The following is a 17,313-nucleotide window of genomic DNA, read 5'->3' as shown; positions in this document are numbered from 1 at the left end:
CTGCGCTCCTTTAAATCAATTCACGAACGTCGATGAAACGACCATTCACCGCTGCCGCCGCCGCCATGGCCGGGCTGACGAGGTGGGTACGGCCACCGGCGCCCTGACGGCCTTCGAAGTTACGGTTGGAGGTCGAGGCGCAATGCTCGCCGGACTCCAAACGGTCCGGGTTCATCGCCAGGCACATCGAGCAACCCGGCTCACGCCATTCGAAACCGGCTTCGAGGAAAATCTTGTCGAGACCTTCGGCTTCTGCCTGCGCCTTGACCAGACCCGAGCCCGGCACCACGATCGCTTGCTTGATGGTCGAAGCGACCTTGCGGCCCTTGGCGATCACCGCCGCAGCGCGCAAGTCTTCGATCCGCGAGTTGGTGCAGGAACCGATAAACACGCGATCCAGCTGAATGTCGGTGATCGCCTGATTGGCGGTCAAACCCATGTACTTCAAGGCACGGACGATCGAGTCGCGTTTGACCAGATCCATCTCTTGGGCCGGGTCCGGCACGTTCTGATCAACGGCCAAAACCATTTCCGGCGAAGTGCCCCAGCTGACTTGCGGTTTGATCTGCGCAGCGTCGAGCTCAACCACAGTGTCGAACTTGGCGTCGTCATCGGACACCAGGTCTTTCCAGGCTTCGACGGCCATGTCCCATTCCGCGCCTTTCGGGGCGAATGGACGGCCCTTCACGTAGTCGACGGTTTTCTGATCCGCTGCCACCAGGCCAACGCGGGCGCCGGCTTCGATGGACATGTTGCAGATGGTCATGCGGCCTTCGACGGACAAGTCGCGGATCGCGCTGCCAGCGAATTCGATGGCGTGGCCGTTACCGCCGGCAGTGCCGATCTTGCCGATTACCGCGAGGACGATGTCCTTGGCGGTCACGCCGAACGGCAATTGCCCTTCAACGCGCACCAGCATGTTTTTCATTTTCTTCGCGACCAGGCACTGGGTGGCGAGCACGTGCTCGACCTCGGAAGTGCCGATACCGTGCGCCAGAGCGCCGAACGCGCCGTGAGTCGAGGTGTGCGAATCGCCGCAGACCACGGTCATGCCCGGCAAGGTCGCGCCCTGCTCCGGGCTGATCACGTGGACGATGCCTTGGCGGACGTCATTCATCTTGAACTCGACAATGCCGTATTCATCGCAGTTGTCATCAAGGGTCTGAACCTGCAAACGCGAGACCTGATCGGCAATGGCTTCGATGCCGCCCTTGCGCTCCGGCGTGGTCGGTACGTTGTGGTCCGGGGTCGCGATGTTGGCATCGATGCGCCAAGGCTTGCGCCCGGCCAGACGCAGGCCTTCAAAGGCTTGCGGCGAGGTCACTTCGTGGATGATGTGACGATCGATGTAGATCAGCGCCGAGCCATCGTCGCGCTGCTTGACCAAATGCGAATCCCAGAGCTTGTCGTAGAGCGTTTTGCCGGCCATCAGACGGTTCCTCATCAGCTTGTTTCTATGCCCTGGGCTTATCAATAACCCTTTGGCTTGTGAGGCCGATCCTATGGGGTTAGATTAAATAACTCAAATTCATATTTTTTATGCTTTGGATAACCAACTGGAATACGAACATGGATCTGGCCAACCTCAACGCTTTTATCGCGATTGCCGAGACCGGCAGTTTCTCCGGCGCCGGCGAACGTCTGCACCTGACGCAGCCGGCGATCAGCAAACGCATCGCCGGGCTGGAGCAGCAATTGAAGGTGCGCCTGTTCGATCGACTGGGCCGTGAAGTCGGCCTGACCGAGGCTGGCCGCGCCCTGCTGCCACGGGCGTATCAGATTCTCAACGTGCTGGATGACACCCGCCGCGCCCTGACCAACCTCACCGGCGAAGTCAGCGGTCGCCTGACGCTGGCCACCAGTCACCACATTGGCCTGCACCGTTTGCCGCCTCTATTAAGGGAATTCACCCGCCGTTACCCGCAGGTGGCGCTGGATATTCAGTTCCTCGATTCGGAAGTGGCCTACGAAGAAATTCTCCACGGCCGCGCAGAATTAGCGGTCATCACCCTCGCGCCTGAGCCACACACACTGGTCAAAGCCACGCCCGTCTGGGACGACCCGCTGGATTTCGTGGTCGCCCCGGAGCATTCGCTGATCAGCAATGGCCCGGTCAATCTGGCGGACATCGCCGGTCATCCGGCGGTTTTCCCCGGTGGCAACACCTTCACCCACCACATTGTCCAACGCTTGTTCGAGGCCCAAGGGCTGACGCCGAACATCGCGATGAGCACCAACTACCTGGAAACCATCAAAATGATGGTCTCGATCGGTCTGGCCTGGAGCGTTTTGCCACGGACCATGCTCGATGAGCAGGTGGCAAGCATCGTATTGCCGGGCATACAACTCAGTCGCCAGCTAGGCTATATCCTGCACACCGAACGGACGCTCTCGAATGCGGCAAAAGCCTTCATGGCCTTGCTGGATGCACAAATCGATCTGCCAGGGAGTTGAGGCCAACTTGTGCTACTCCTATAGAGCCGCTGCTCCTGTGCCTAACGCCACCATCAGCTCAAGGCCTGTCCACAATGCCGAAATCTGTTGACCGAATTCCGCCGATGCCGCGTATTCAGGCGATTGACCCGCGTCATTCCGAGCAGAGCTGGGAAAGCGCGCCGCAATTGCTGGCGGCGCTCAACGGCGCGCGGCTCGGCGCCTGGTATTGGGACATCGAGCGCGGGCAGATCAGTTGGTCCCGTGGCACCCAGGCATTGTTCGGCTTCGATCCTCGGCAACCGCTGCCCAAAGATCTGGAATACCTCGACCTGCTGCCGCCGGAAGACCGCGCCAAAACCGTTCGCGCCTTCCACGCGGTGATTGCCGGGGCGCCGCTGGAACAGGCGATGCACCACCGCATTCGCTGGCCCGACGGCAGCCTGCACTGGCTGGAGATCAGCGGCAGCCTGCTGCCGGATAAACACGGCCGTCCCCGAATGATCGGGGTGATTCGTGAAATCACCCACCAGCGCCAACGCGAACAGGCCCTGAGCAGCTCGGAGAAACGTTTCGCGACACTTTTCCACCTGTGCCCGAACATGGTCTTGCTGACCCGCCAGGAAGACGGCTTGATCAGCGAGGCCAATCAATATTTCGAAAGCCTGTTCGGCTGGCCGGTACAAAGCGCTATTGGCCGCACCACGCTGGAACTGGGCCTGTGGGTGCACCCCGAACAGCGCGGCGAACTGGTCAAGAAGACCAACACCAAGGGCGAATTGATCAGCATGGAGGTGCAGTTTCGCGCCAGTAACGGGCAGATTCACGACGGCATTCTCAGTGCGCAGAAAGTCGAACTTGAAGGTCAGCCGTATCTGCTCAGCACCTTCCTCGACACCACTGAACGCAAAGCTGCCGAACACGCCTTGAAGGACAGCCAGGAACGCCTCGATCTGGCACTGGACTCGGCACAGCTCGGCACCTGGGACTGGCACATCCCCAGCGGCATGCTCTACGGCTCGGCGCGGGCCGCGCAATTGCACGGGCTCGAACCGATACCGTTTCATGAATCGTTTGAAGAGTTTTTCGAGGGCGTGCCCGGCGAAGAGCGCGACAGCATGCGCGACGCCTACCGCAGCCTGCGCGAAGGCCCGGCAGGCAACTATCAACTGACCTATCGCGTGCAATTGCCGGACGGCAGTTCGCGTTATCTGGAAAGCCGCGCCCGCCTTTACCGTGACGACAACGGCGCGCCGCTGCGTATGGCCGGCACGTTGCTCGACATCACCGATCAGGTCGAGCGCGAGCAACGACTGGTGGCCTCGGAAGAGAAATTCGCCACGCTGTTCCAGGTCAGCCCGGACCCGATCTGCGTGACCCGCCAGGACAGTGGCGAGTTCATCGAAATCAATAACAGTTTTACCCAGACTTTCGGCTGGAGCGCCGCCGACGTGATTGGCCACACCGCTGAAGAAATCGGCTTGTGGGATGCCTCGGCGAAAAGCCTGCAACGCATCGAACGGGTCATCCGCGAACAGGGCTTGAGCAATGTCGCGATCATCGTTCAGCACAAGGACGGCCAGTCGCTGACCTGTGTGATTTCCAGTCGGCAGATCAGCGTCGGCGACCAGCCGTGCATCGTCACCACCCTGCGCGACATCACCCAGCAGCAGCGCTCGGAAGCGGCGCTGAAAGCCAGTGAGGAGAAATTCGCCAAGGCGTTCCACTCCAGCCCCGACGCGATCACCATCACCGAGCGCGACACCGGGCGTTATCTGGAGGTCAACGACGGTTTTTGCCGTCTCACTGGCTATCGTGCCGAAGAGGTCGTGGGCAAAACGGTTTATCAGGTGGGGATATGGGCTGAAGAGAAACAGCGTTCGGCGTTACTCGCCGAGTTGCAGATCAAGGGCCGCGTGCACCATCAGGAAATGCTCGGGCGCAACAAACGCGGGGAGATGCTGACGGTGGAAGTCTCGGTCGAGCCGATCACTCTCAATGAAACCGCGTGCCTGCTGCTGACCGCGCGGGACGTCAGCCTGCTGAAAAACGCCGAAGCGCAGATTCGTCACCTGGCCTATCACGACCCACTGACCAACCTGCCCAACCGCGCCTTGCTGATGGATCGCCTGAGCCAGCAGATCGCCCTGCTCAAACGCCACAATCTGCGTGGCGCCTTGTTATTTCTCGACCTCGATCACTTCAAGCACATCAATGATTCACTCGGTCACCCGGTCGGCGACACCGTGCTGAAGATCATTACCGCGCGGCTCGAAGCCAGCGTGCGCATGGAAGACACGGTCGCGCGCCTCGGTGGCGATGAGTTTGTCGTACTGCTCAGCGGCCTCGAAGGCTCGCGCAACGAAGTCAGCACACAAGTGCGCAATCTGGCCGACACCCTGCGTGAATTGCTCTCGGAACCGATGTTCCTCGACGGCCAGCGCCTGCAAGTGACGCCGAGCATCGGCGTGGCGCTGATCCCCGATCACGGCTCGACGCCGACCGACCTGCTCAAGCGCGCCGACATCGCGCTGTACCGAGCCAAGGATTCCGGGCGCAACACCACGCAGATGTACCACAACACCATGCAGAAAGCGGCCAGCGAACGGCTGCGCATGGAGACCGACTTGCGCCTGGCGCTGTCGCGCGGGGAATTCAATGTGCACTTTCAGCCGCAGGTGGATGCCCGCGACAACCGCATCATCGGTGCCGAAGCCCTGGTGCGCTGGAATCACCCGGAACTGGGCGCGCAGTCACCTACCGAGTTCATCAAGGTGCTGGAAGACAGCGGCCTGATTCTCGAAGTCGGCACCTGGATCCTCGACGAGGCCTGCAATGCCTTCAAACAATTGATCGCGCTGAAGCTGGTCGATCCGCTGAATTTCAGCCTGTGCGTGAACATCAGTCCACGGCAGTTCCGCCAGAACGACTTCGTCGAGCGCATCGAGCACAGCATGAGCAGCCACGGCCTGCCCTGTTCGCTGCTGAAACTGGAAATCACCGAAGGCATCGTCATCCAGAACCTCGAAGACACCATCAGCAAAATGCGCCGGCTGAAAAAGCTCGGTGTGAGCTTTGCGATGGATGACTTCGGCACCGGTTATTCGTCGCTGACTTACCTCAAGCGCCTGCCGGTGGACACGCTGAAAATCGATCAATCGTTTATCCGCGATGCGACGACCGATCCGAACGATGCCGAGATCATCCGCGCGATCGTCGCCATGGCGCGCAGCCTCGAGCTGGAGGTGATTGCCGAGGGCGTGGAAACCCCGGAACAACTGGCGTTCCTGCAAGGTTTGGGCTGCCATTTGTATCAGGGTTATCTGCACAGTCGACCGGTTGCGCTGGAGGATCTGAAAAAGCTCCTGCCATAACCGGCGCACGTTGCAACAGACGAGCAATTGCCACGGTTTGCGGCAACCTGTAGGGTCGCGGTTTTTGCGCCGTTTCGAGATCTGTCATGCAGGATGCAACCCTCCCCCGCCCGGCTCTGCTGGGCATCGACCTTGGCACCACCAACAGTCTGATCGCCGTCTGGCAGGACGGTCAGGCCCGGCTGATTCCCAACGCTCTGGGCGATGTGCTGACGCCCTCGGTGGTCAGCCTCGATGAAGACGACACGATTCTGGTCGGCAAAGCTGCCCGCGCCCGCCTGACCACGCACCCGGAGCGAACCGCTGCAGCATTCAAGCGCTTCATGGGCAGCGATAAACAAGTCCAGCTCGGCACACGTCAGTTCAGCCCCGAAGAGTTGTCAGCGCTGGTCCTCGGCTCACTCAAGCAGGACGCCGAAGCCTTTCTCGGCCACGCCGTTTCGGAAGCGGTGATTTCCGTACCGGCGTATTTCAGCGATGAACAACGCAAACGCACGCTGTTTGCCGCCGAACTGGCCGGGCTCTCGGTGACGCGTCTGATCAACGAACCGACCGCCGCCGCCATGGCTTACGGACTGCATGAACAGAAGTTCGAACGCACGCTGATCTTCGATCTGGGCGGCGGCACCTTCGACGTTACGGTGCTGGAATACGCTTTGCCGCTGATCGAAGTGCACGCCTCCACCGGCGACAACTTTCTCGGCGGCGAAGACTTCACGGCCGCGCTGTTGCAGGCCTGCCTGAAACACTGGCAACTGACCCCGGCCATGGTCGATGCGCAAAGCATGGCCAGCCTCGGTGATGCGCTTGAACAGCTCAAATGCAAACTCGGCGAAGGCACTCAACACCTGAGCTGGCGCCACGCCGACAAGACCTTCGAATGGTCACTGGACGAAGCGGCGGCGGTAAAAATCTGGGAACCGCTACTGGCGCGTTTGCGCGCGCCGATCGAGCAAGCCCTGCGCGATGCCCGACTCAAACCTCGCGACCTCGACAGCCTGGTACTGGTCGGCGGCGCCACGCGCATGCCGGCCGTGCAGCAAATGGTCGCCACGCTGTTCGGGCGCCTGCCTTATCGGCATCTTGATCCGGATACCATTGTTGCGCTCGGGGCGGCGACACAAGCGGCGTGCAAGGCGCGCGACGGGGCGGTTGAAGAGTTGATTCTGACGGATGTCTGCCCGTATACGCTGGGGATTGCGACCATGCGTGGCGAAGACATCAAAGGTGCCTTCTCGCCCATCATCGAACGTAACACCATCATTCCGACGTCAAGGGTGGAGCGCTATTACACCACCCAACCTAAGCAAACAGTGCTGCGCATCGCCGTCTATCAGGGTGAACGGCCGTGGGTGTGCGACAACATTCTGATTGATGCTTTCGAAGTCACGTTGACGCCTACTCAACACATCCAGGAACTGGACGTGCGCTTCAGCTACGACATCAACGGTTTGCTCGAAGTCGACGTCACCCTGCTCGAAACCGGCGAGCGTCACAGTCACAGCATCGACCGCAGCCCCACCGGTCTGGACGAGCAAGCGCGCCGCGACAGCCATAACCGGCTGTCGACGCTGAAGGTCCATCCACGCGATGCACTGCCCAACCGCACATTGCTGGCTCGTCTGGAACGGGCATGGATGCAGAGTCTGGGCACGCAACGCGAGCACATTGCCGAATGGCTGCACAACTTCACCACCGTGCTCGGCGGCCAGCAACCCTCGGAGATTGCCAGCCATCGCACAGAGCTGAACAAGGCGCTGGATCAACTGCGTCTCTAGCCGTTGAGCCGCCGCAAGGCAGCCTGCAGGCCACCGGACAGCATCTCGCTATCGCCGCTGTCCGGCGGCACACCATAGCGGTTGGGCAACTTGTCACCGGCAAGCCCGAACAACACCAACGGCAAAAATGGCAGAACCGGCGTCAGCGCCATGAAGATCAGCAGCGTCGGAATGCCTCGGCCCATGTCGTGCAAACGACGAAGAATGGCGCCGAACACCAGCAGCACGCCCAATAACAGGATAAGAATGCCAGCGCCCGTGGTGCCACTGATCAACCCTGCCACCGGCGCAATCACCAAACACCCCAAGACCTGAGCGATAAAAGCCTTGCGCCCCAACCGCGATCCCAAGCGCCAGATCGCTGTCGCCGGTACCGGCTGCACATCGCTTTTCGCCAGCAGCAAACGCTCCGACCAGGACAATAACGCGCACAGGGCCAGGCGCAGCCCGACGCTGTTCTGCACATCGTCCTTGCCCTGTTGCAGTTGGCGCAGGACGCGCGTTTTCGGCACGCCGGCAGCGCCATAACGAATCAAGCCCTTGAGCGCATCCAGCGCTTCATACGCCAGCAGTTTGTCGACGCCAAAATCGGTCAGCACTTTGCGCGGCGGCCACACCGGTTCGCCTTTGATCAAACCGTCGCGGAAGCCTTCGAACCAGGCGTCTTCACAACTGATCGCCGCGATCGATTGCAACAATGCGCGATGCTGTTCGGCACTCAGGCTCGGGTCGTGATAGAGCACGCCCCAGAACATCATCAAACCCAGCAAATCGTCGCCGCATGCCGCACGATCACTTTCAAGGCAGGTGTAAAGCAGGGTATTGGCCGGCAACCGGACACTGTCGAGTGCCTGCTGTACGCTGAACAATTGCTGCACCAACAAGCCGTGCACCGGGTCATTGCCTTGCAGCCATCCGAGCAAACCGGTGCAGTGGCCTTGCTCACGCTGCAAGCGCCGCAACAACGGTTGCAGGCGACTCAAGGGATGGGCCGGATTGAAAGGCAGACGCTCCACGCACTGCGCGTCAATCAGTTGCAACCAGCGCTCGGGTTGTTCCAGCAACGCCAGCAAAAACAAGGTCTGCGCGTGCCACTCCCAAGTGGCCTCACCCAGCCCGACCGGTGGCAACTGAATCCCGCGCCGGCCCAACTGCAGAATCAAGTCGAGTTCGGACAAGTCGCAATCATCTTTGACCGCGGCCAGCGTGAACGCGTCTGCCAGTCGTTCCAGCGCAGCGTCGCTGTAAGGCCGCAAGCGACGCAACCACAGACGACAGACCTTGTGCGGCTCGCCGTCGGTCAGCACCTGCGGCAATGGCCGCGAACCTGAGTCCGTATCGCTGAACGCGCTCATGGCCAGCGCAATCGGTGCCCGGCCCAACCAGCGCAAGTGTTGCTCGGCCTGATATTTGAATCCGCTCATCACCAGGCTTTCGAGGGCATCAATCGGCAGCGGTGCATCCACAATCTGCTGCAACAACGCTGCCTCACCTCGATGAAGCGCCCAGGCGTGGCGGTACAGATGCAGCAATCGGCTGTCGGCATTTTCGCCCAGCAATTGCGCGAGCAACGGCAGTTCATCACCGCTCATGCGCCAATCGACAAAACTGTGCGCAAGGCTCTCAAGTTTTAACCGCCCGACACCCAGCCAACGGTTCAGCGTCTCGGGATGTTGTGACGGACAGCCATACACTTGGGCGTCATCGCCAAGATCCTCTGACCAGTCAGAGATGCCCTGCAGGCGATCGAATGCCTGAATCAGCAGGGGCAGAAAAGTCGGCTGGCGCTTGGCGCACATTTCCAGCAGACGACTTTCAGCCATCGGATGGCGGTGCTCGTTCCACAGCCGGATCCAGCACGGCAATGCCTGATCGTCCCGGCCCAGCAGACTGCTCTGACAGGCCAACAGGTAAAGCCAGTCGACATCATCCGGGGCAGCAAGCTGCTGTTCGACACAGCACTGCAAAAACGTCGGCCCGCCAATACCTGCCTGAGTGAACTGCACCAACAGACGCTTGAGGAACGCGGCATCCTCCGGCAACGGCAGGCACGTGTGCTGACTGGCGAAGTCGGCGAACTCAGGCAGTGGACGCTGGTTGAAGATGAAGTCGAGGCTGCGAGCGTACCACAGCGATTCAGTCTGGGCTGCCTCTGACCAGGTGCACATCAGATCCGTGTCGAACGGGTCCGGCGTTTCGATTCGCTGGAGAAAGAATCCCACCTGATGGGCGTCGTCGAAGCCCAGATCCAGCAACTGTTGATCCCAGGCCATACGCTTGGCCAACAGATTCGCGCAGCGGTACGACAACGGACCGGCGTCGGCCATCCGGTGGTACAGCGGCCAGCTGAGTTCATCGAGCACGTCCAGCGACAGCTCATCCAGTCCTCGGACAAAGGCCTGCCACGCGGCGAAATTGAACCGGCGCGCGGGATCATCCAGCAGCTCGCAAAAATCCCCGAACACCGGAGGGACCTCAACGACAGTCTGTTCTGAGGCTTGGGACTCGTCCTCGTCCTCGGGCTCTTCTTCGTCGTCTTCACGCGCCAGACGCAGGGCGTTTTCGTAGGCCATGCGCAGCGCCTGGAAGCCTTGTGGGTCGGTCTCCGGGTGATGGGCCGGCAAGCGTGCGCGGTAGGCATTGCGAATCAGGGTTTCGTCGTTAGTAGGCTCGATGCCCAGGCGGATCCAGCAACTCATGACCAGTCGAACTCCTTGAGCGATGCCGGGCGTGGCGGCAAATCGATTTCCATATGCCACGGCAAATCAGCAAGGAACCGAGGGATGTTTTCGGCAAGCCCACGGGCAATCCGCAGGTTAAGGGCGTTGGCGCCTTGTCGATCGAGTTCGCGCGCCAGCTCATCGTCGCTGGCACTCAGGCAGGACCAAAACGTCCGGCCCACGACAAAGCCATCGAAGTAAGCCATCCAGCTACCGTAGTGAAATTGCGCTCTGAGGGCCAAACGACTGTGCAGCCAGTTGCTTTCGTCCAGGTCGACCCACTGATTGCGCACCGCGCAGCGCAAGAGAAACCCCATACGGCCATAGTCCCAGGACAAAATCCCGCCCGGCCCACAACTGCCGAAGGTGCGGCTGGCAAACTCATGCAGGGTGCGTTCACGGGGACTCAGGTCGTCGAGCAGAGCCTGCCATTCACTTGGCAGACAACGCTGCCACGCCAAGTAGGCCGCGCTGAGGTGCTTGGCATGGCCGTCGTCGGTCATCCGTACGAGCATGTCGAACAGCTGGCCACGGTCATCGATCCCCCAACTGTCCTGCAGATCAATGTAGCGATCATTGCAGAACGCGGGGTCGTCGTAGCTGGCGCCGGTATTGATCGCCGCCATTGGCGCAGACAAAGCGCACAGCCAGCGCTGTTGAATCTCGTCCATGAAAAAAGGCTCCAGGCCGACCGGTGAGGAATGGGGGTCGGCAAACTGCGGCGGATTGTAGAGAAACCGCCGCCAGCGGCAAAGCCGTGCAGCGCTTTTCTTGCGCGCACAAAAAAGGCCCCGACGTATCGGGGCCTTCATTCAGCGGCTCATTGCCTGTTCAGACGATTGTGTTGCGGCACATGACTCAGTGCTGCAGCGCCGGCTTCTGCGTCCCGTTGATCGGGATGCGTTTGGCTTTCGCTTCTTCCGGGATCACCCGCAACAGGTCGATGCTCAGCAGACCGTTGCTCAGATCGGCAGCCTTGATCTCGATGTGATCGGCCAGACGGAAGGACAGCTTGAAAGCACGCTGGGCGATGCCCTGGTGCAGGAAGGTCACGCCTTCGTTGGCATCACGCTTGCCACCACTGATGGTCAGCACACCTTTCTCGACTTGCAGCTCCAGGTCTTCTTCCTGGAAACCGGCGGCGGCAACGACGATACGGTACTGGTCATCACCGTGCTTTTCGACGTTGTAAGGTGGGTAGCTGCTGCCTGGTTCGTTACGCAGGGCGGTTTCGAACAGGTCGTTGAAACGGTCGAAACCTACCGAGGAACGGAACAGTGGCGCGAGGGAAAATGCAGTACTCATGGTTCAAATCTCCTGAAAACAATCAGCAAGGTTTTTTGATTCCGCGACCCGAATTCGGCATCGCGTAACCCTTAGATAGGGACCGCTGAAATGATTTCAAGAGAGTATTTGCAGATTTTTTTCAGGCCGCTTCGGCGACCGGCAAACCGAGCAAACGCGAGACATGATCCGGCTCGGTCTCACGACGCAGGACGGTGAACAGCTCGGCAGCCTCAGGATAATTACGCGTCAGCATGGCCAGCCATTGCTTCAAACGGCCCGGCGATTGGCGTGCGGTCATCTGCGCTTTGGCTTGCAGCCAGAAGTCCTGGATCAGCGGCATCAGCTCAGCCCAGGTCATCTCGACCACTTCTTCGCCGGCGCGGGCGGCAGCGATCTGCTTGGCCAGATCCGGGCGCGACACCAGACCGCGACCGAGCATGATGTCTTCCACGCCACTGATTTCGCGGCAGCGGCGCCAGTCTTCGACGCTCCAGATATCGCCATTGGCGAACACCGGGACTTTGACCACATCCTGCACGCGCGGGATCCACTCCCAATGGGCCGGCGGTTTGTAGCCGTCCATTTTGGTTCGGGCGTGGACCACGATGTGCTCGGCGCCGCCTTCGGCCAGCGCCGTGGCGCAGACCAGCGAACCGTCGGGGCTGTCGAAACCGAGGCGCATTTTTGCGGTGACGGGAATGTGCGCGGGTACGGCGCGGCGCACGTGCTCGACGATCTGGTTGAGCAGTTCCGGCTCCTTGAGCAGAACCGCACCACCACGAGATTTGTTGACGGTCTTGGCCGGGCAGCCGAAGTTGAGGTCGATCACCTCGGAGCCGAGTTCGCAGGCCAGTGCAGCGTTTTCCGCCAGGCATACAGGGTCGGAACCGAGCAATTGCACGCGCAATGGCACACCGGACGCGGTGCGCGCACCGTTGAGCAGCTCCGGGCCGAACTTGTGGAAATAGGCCGGCGTGAGCAACTGGTCGTTGACGCGAATGAATTCGGTCACGCACCAGTCGATGCCGCCAACGCGGGTCAGCACGTCGCGGAGGATGTCGTCGACCAACCCCTCCATGGGCGCCAGAGCAATTTGCATGGGAAAACACTACTTGAAGAAAAACGTGCGGCAGTTTACTGGATATCGCGCAAATCCGCAGAACAACACATTTCCCTTGTAGGAGTGAGCCTGCTCGCGATAGCGGTGTGTCAGTAAAAAATAAGTGACTGACACACCGCTATCGCGAGCAGGCGAAGGCCTACATTAGATTTTCGCAGATTCTGAGATATGGATCGCCGGACCATAACCGTCAATGAATTCGGCCGGCATGCGCTTGGGCTTACCCGTGGACAGTTCAATGCAGACAAACGTGGTTTGCGCGCGCAACAGCGTGGTGTTGTCACTCGGGCGCTTGAGCTGGAAATGCCGGGTCATTTTCAGGCGCTGATCCCAATCGACGATCCAGGTCGCCAATTGCAGTTCGTCGCCTTCATAGGCGGCGGCCAGATAATCGATCTCGTGACGGACCACGGCCATCGCCCGATCCAGTCGCCGATACTCGACCAGATCCAGGCCCAGACGCTGCGAGTGGCGCCAGGCGCAACGCTCGAGCCAGGTCACGTACACCGCGTTGTTCGCATGGCCCAGCCCGTCGATGTCCTCGGCGCCTACTTGCAGATCAATGGTAAACGGCGTTGCCCGATCCCAGCCCATGCCCCACTCCCGGTCAATGTATTCAACCGGGGCAGTGTAACGGAGCTTACGCCGATTGGCGCGCCTGAAGGCTGCGGCCGGCCAGCAGTGATAACACGCCATCAACCACCCGCGGGTCGGCCAGCACGCGCTGATGACCACCGCCCTCAAGCCGCAGCAAGCGGCTGTCGAACCAGGATTCGTGGATCAGTTGCGATTCCCTGACCGAGACGAAGTTGTCGTCCTCGGCATGCACGATCAGACCGGGCATATCCAGTTGATAGTGGGCAACGTCGAGAGTCGCGGCGCGCATCCCGACATCCTGCTCGACCTGACGGATGAAAGCGGAACGGGCCCGGGGCGGCATGCCGACGTAGCGGGCAAATCCGCGCAGTACGCCAAGAATGCGTGCAGGCGCGGCGATGCTGACGAGGGTTTCGGTGCGCAAGCCCAATTGCACGGCGAGCATGGCGCTGGCGCCGCCCATGGAGTGACCGATCACCGCTTGCAGTGGCGGCAACTCGGCAGCGGCTTCGAGCATCGCCCGAGCGAACAACACCACGTTGGCTTCACGCCCCGGCGAACGCCCGTGGGCCGGACCATCGAGCGCGACGACGGTATAACCGGCATCGACCAGCGCGGTGATCAGCGCGGCGAACTGGGTTGGCCGCCCTTCCCAGCCGTGCATCAGCAGCACCGTCGGACCTTGGCCCCAGCGCAGCGCCGAGAGACCGAAGCGCAAAGTGATGCGTTCGGAACTGGCCAGCAGCGGCAGCTCCCAATCCCTTAGCGGCAGCGAACGTGGCGTCATGAACGCCAAACGCATTTTGCTCGCTACCCGTTGCGGTGCAATCCAGCCCAAGGTGCCATTAACGCCACGAACCCACTTCAACGTGTTCATCGCTCTCTCCTCAGGCGTGTTGCCTTCAGGTCAACGCACCGCCGACTTGGCAGCGCGCAGCAATCGATCGGATAAATCTCCCGGGCCCAGCGCCCTTGCCAGCGCCAGACCACCCACCATCAAGGCCACGTCGGCCAGGGCTTTGTCGGTGTCCTCAGGGCTGGACGCCAACTGTGCGATCATCAACTCCAGATGTTCATTCAGCGCGATGCGGAACGATTCCGGCAAACGACCCAATTCGCCGATGGACGCTGGAATCGGGCACGCGGCGTCGCTGGAATCACGATGCTTGCGCGACAGGTAGAACGCGGCGACCAAGGCGCGGCGCTCTTCGCCGGTCAATTCGGTATCCATGTCGGCAATCAGGTCGCGGCGGCGACCGAGCAATTGCTTGAACGCCTCGAGCATCATCGCGTCCTTGCTTTCGAAGTGCGCATAGAAGCCACCGACGGTGAGGCCGGCTGCGCCCATCACTTCGCCCACGCTAGGGTCAGCCGGGCCGCGCTGAATCAGTGCGGCGCTGGCAGCCTTGAGGATGCGTTCGCGGGTTTGAGCTTTTTTATCGTTCATCGTTGCCTCCGAATATTACGACTAGAATATTATTCGCATAATAATATTCTGCAAGTCAAGGATATGACCGCTGGTCTGAAGCACAGTGTAAGGAAAAAGGAGAATTGGCCAAACGCCAGACAAACAAAAGGGCCATTCAATAATTGAATGACCCTTATAAAATCCCGCAGAGCGGGTAATCGTGGCGTCCCCTAGGGGACTCGAACCCCTGTTACCGCCGTGAAAGGGCGGTGTCCTAGGCCACTAGACGAAGGGGACACAAACCTTCTATACAACTGATCAGCGCTGAGAACTGATCGATTCAAGGCCGGTGTGGCCAGACCTTGAACGTGTAAAATTGGTGGAGCTTAGCGGGATCGAACCGCTGACCTCCTGCATGCCATGCAGGCGCTCTCCCAGCTGAGCTAAAGCCCCGGATTTTTCGCCTCGCGGCGGAGCGACATTTTGCAACATCGCTTCTGTAAAACTGGCGTCCCCTAGGGGACTCGAACCCCTGTTACCGCCGTGAAAGGGCGGTGTCCTAGGCCACTAGACGAAGGGGACGCAAACCCTTCTATACAACTGATCAACGCTGAGTGTTGATCGCTTCGGAGCCGGTGTGGCCAGGCTTCGAAGTGTAAATTGGTGGAGCTAAACGGGATCGAACCGTTGACCTCCTGCATGCCATGCAGGCGCTCTCCCAGCTGAGCTATAGCCCCTCATCGTTGATGTCATCGCTGAGGACGGGGCGAATCTTAAGGGCGTATCGAAAGCCTGTCAAACTTATTTTTGAAAAATTTCAAAGTTTTTCGTCGGCATAACAATCACTTACCGCCCTCCCCCGTAAATTCGGGGGGAAAAACGCCGAAGGCCGGAATCAAAAGATCCCGGCCTTCGGTGGTTCCTGCAGAGTCAGGCGTGCTTAAGCGATAGCGCCCAGCAGCTTTTCCCACTCTTTGTTTTCTTTCTTCGACACGCCGCCCAGCAGGTCGATCGCCTGGCGCAGACGATAACGGGTCAGATCCGGGCCGATGATTTCCATGGCATCAAGCACCGACACCGAACTCGCCTGCCCCGTGATTGCGGCAAACATCAGCGGCATCGCATCACGCAGTTTCAATTCCAGCGATTCGACCACTGCCTGAATCGTCGCGGTGATGTTGTCCTTCTCCCACTGACGCAGGCTTTCCAGCTTCCACAGGATCAACTGCATCAACTGCCGAACCTGATCACCCGAAAGCTTCTTCGATTCGAACAGTTTGGCATCCGGATTGACGCCACCGGCGAAGAAGAACCCGCCCAGCGGTGCAACCTGGCTGAAGGTTTCAACGCGGCCCTGCACCAGCGGTGCGATCTTCATCATGTATTCCGGGTTCAGCGCCCAGGTCTGCAAGCGACTGGCGAACTCTTCCACCGGCAGGTCGCGCAGCCATTGGCCGTTGAGCCACGACAGCTTCTCGATGTCGAAGATTGGCCCGCCCAGCGAGACACGCTTGAGGTCGAAGTTGTCGACCATTTCCTGCAGCGAGAACTTCTCGCGCTCGTCCGGCATCGACCAGCCCATGCGGCCGAGGTAGTTGAGCATCGCTTCCGGCATGAAGCCCATGCGCTCGTAGAATGTCACCGAGGTAGGGTTCTTGCGCTTGGACAGCTTGCTCTTGTCCGGGTTACGCAGCAGCGGCATGTAGCACAGCTCTGGCTGCTCCCAGCCGAAGTATTCGTAAAGCAGGATCAGTTTTGGCGCCGACGGCAGCCACTCTTCGCCGCGCAGGACGTGAGTGATGCCCATCAAATGGTCGTCGACGACGTTGGCGAGGAAGTACGTCGGTAGGCCGTCGGTCTTCATCAACACTTGCATGTCCATGCGATCCCACGGGATCTCGACATCACCACGGAGCATGTCCGGCACCACGCAAACGCCTTCGCTCGGCACTTTCATGCGGATCACGTGGGGTTCGCCAGCGGCCAGACGGGCCGCGACTTCTTCCTTCGACAGCAGCAATGCGCGACCGTCGTAACGCGGGGTTTCGCCGCGGGCCATCTGCTCGGCGCGCATCTGGTCGAGTTCTTCAGCGGTGCAGAAGCATGGGAACGCATGACCCATGTCGACCAGTTGCTGGCAGTACTTCTGGTAGATGTCGCCGCGCTCGCTCTGGCGATACGGGCCGTGCGGGCCGCCGACGTCCGGGCCTTCGCTCCAGTCGATACCCAACCAGCGCAGGGCGTCGAAGATCTGCTGTTCGGACTCGCGGGTCGAACGCAACTGGTCGGTGTCTTCGATCCGCAGGATGAACTCACCGCCATGCTGCTTGGCAAAGCAGTAGTTGAACAATGCGATGTAAGCGGTACCTACGTGGGGATCCCCGGTAGGCGATGGCGCGATGCGAGTGCGGACGGTGGTCATGGCATGTCTCGAAAAGAATGAAAAGCAAAACAATCAAGCGGCGAATGGTAACAGGCGACACCCGCCCCGCTCCAGCAGACAGGGCATTTAAGCCAAGTTTGCCTCTGGAACGCCGGTAAGTCGTGGTGAATGGGCAAATATCAACGGATGGCATTTACCGTTGATCGGCTGTAT

Annotated in this window: 12 protein-coding genes and 4 tRNA genes; 3 read left to right on the top strand and 13 right to left on the bottom strand. The window is 60.2% G+C overall.

Annotation, left to right across the window (positions count from 1 at the left end; genetic code table 11):
* Window positions 1-10: 10 nt before the first annotated feature.
* The gene (leuC, locus tag VY732_RS10050; protein WP_186624656.1) at window positions 11-1,429 is read right to left on the bottom strand and encodes a 3-isopropylmalate dehydratase large subunit; all 1,419 of its coding nucleotides are present in this window, start codon (window positions 1,427-1,429) and stop codon (window positions 11-13) included.
* 140 nt (window positions 1,430-1,569) lie between these two features.
* Between leuC and VY732_RS10045 the strand changes: the two genes are divergently transcribed.
* The 3 genes from VY732_RS10045 to VY732_RS10035 all read left to right on the top strand — a co-directional run bounded on the left by VY732_RS10045 (window position 1,570) and on the right by VY732_RS10035 (window position 7,585).
* On the top strand, window positions 1,570-2,454 hold the full coding sequence (locus tag VY732_RS10045) for a LysR family transcriptional regulator (protein ID WP_331695301.1): 885 nt from the start codon (window positions 1,570-1,572) through the stop codon (window positions 2,452-2,454).
* Window positions 2,455-2,528: 74 nt separating this feature from the next.
* Entirely contained in the window at window positions 2,529-5,807 is a 3,279-nt protein-coding gene (locus VY732_RS10040) for a sensor domain-containing protein (protein ID WP_212622558.1), read from the top strand.
* A gap of 86 nt (window positions 5,808-5,893) precedes the next feature.
* A complete protein-coding gene (locus VY732_RS10035) occupies window positions 5,894-7,585 on the top strand; it encodes a molecular chaperone HscC (RefSeq protein ID WP_077571919.1) in 1,692 nt (563 codons plus the stop codon).
* On the opposite strand, the gene VY732_RS10030 is transcribed toward VY732_RS10035, so the two are convergent.
* The 12 genes from VY732_RS10030 to gltX form a co-directional block, all read right to left on the bottom strand.
* On the bottom strand, window positions 7,582-10,284 hold the full coding sequence (locus VY732_RS10030; RefSeq protein ID WP_331695300.1) for a DUF805 domain-containing protein: 2,703 nt from the start codon (window positions 10,282-10,284) through the stop codon (window positions 7,582-7,584). The two genes, VY732_RS10035 and VY732_RS10030, sit on opposite strands and share 4 nt — an antisense overlap.
* The gene (locus VY732_RS10025; protein ID WP_137218003.1) at window positions 10,281-10,976 is read right to left on the bottom strand and encodes a DUF1266 domain-containing protein; all 696 of its coding nucleotides are present in this window, start codon (window positions 10,974-10,976) and stop codon (window positions 10,281-10,283) included. Before VY732_RS10025 ends, VY732_RS10030 begins: the two co-directional genes overlap by 4 nt.
* A gap of 187 nt (window positions 10,977-11,163) precedes the next feature.
* Complete coding sequence (locus VY732_RS10020) at window positions 11,164-11,610, bottom strand: Hsp20 family protein (protein ID WP_007913433.1); 447 nt, start codon at window positions 11,608-11,610, stop codon at window positions 11,164-11,166.
* 121 nt (window positions 11,611-11,731) lie between these two features.
* Entirely contained in the window at window positions 11,732-12,691 is a 960-nt protein-coding gene (locus VY732_RS10015; protein ID WP_137218004.1) for a tRNA dihydrouridine synthase, read from the bottom strand.
* 165 nt (window positions 12,692-12,856) lie between these two features.
* Window positions 12,857-13,306 carry an acyl-CoA thioesterase gene (locus VY732_RS10010; RefSeq protein ID WP_160057138.1) on the bottom strand — a complete coding sequence of 150 codons (450 nt, stop codon included), beginning with the start codon at window positions 13,304-13,306 and terminating at the stop codon, window positions 12,857-12,859.
* Between the two features lie 46 nt (window positions 13,307-13,352).
* Window positions 13,353-14,186 carry an alpha/beta fold hydrolase gene (locus VY732_RS10005; protein WP_331695299.1) on the bottom strand — a complete coding sequence of 278 codons (834 nt, stop codon included), beginning with the start codon at window positions 14,184-14,186 and terminating at the stop codon, window positions 13,353-13,355.
* Between the two features lie 30 nt (window positions 14,187-14,216).
* Window positions 14,217-14,756 (bottom strand): TetR/AcrR family transcriptional regulator, encoded by a 540-nt coding sequence (locus VY732_RS10000; RefSeq protein WP_077571915.1) that lies wholly within the window; start codon window positions 14,754-14,756, stop codon window positions 14,217-14,219.
* 182 nt (window positions 14,757-14,938) lie between these two features.
* Window positions 14,939-15,014: transfer RNA gene (locus VY732_RS09995), tRNA-Glu, on the bottom strand.
* A gap of 80 nt (window positions 15,015-15,094) precedes the next feature.
* Window positions 15,095-15,170 (bottom strand) — tRNA-Ala (locus tag VY732_RS09990).
* 53 nt (window positions 15,171-15,223) lie between these two features.
* A tRNA-Glu gene (locus tag VY732_RS09985) sits at window positions 15,224-15,299 on the bottom strand.
* A gap of 79 nt (window positions 15,300-15,378) precedes the next feature.
* A tRNA-Ala gene (locus VY732_RS09980) sits at window positions 15,379-15,454 on the bottom strand.
* A gap of 203 nt (window positions 15,455-15,657) precedes the next feature.
* A complete protein-coding gene (gltX, locus tag VY732_RS09975; protein WP_016983544.1) occupies window positions 15,658-17,139 on the bottom strand; it encodes a glutamate--tRNA ligase in 1,482 nt (493 codons plus the stop codon).
* Window positions 17,140-17,313 lie beyond the last annotated feature (174 nt).

Source organism: Pseudomonas sp. ZY71 (genome assembly GCF_036542145.1).
GTDB lineage: Bacteria > Pseudomonadota > Gammaproteobacteria > Pseudomonadales > Pseudomonadaceae > Aquipseudomonas > Aquipseudomonas koreensis_A.
Note: the sequence above shows the minus strand (reverse complement) of the source record. Positions and strands in the feature narration are given on the sequence as shown.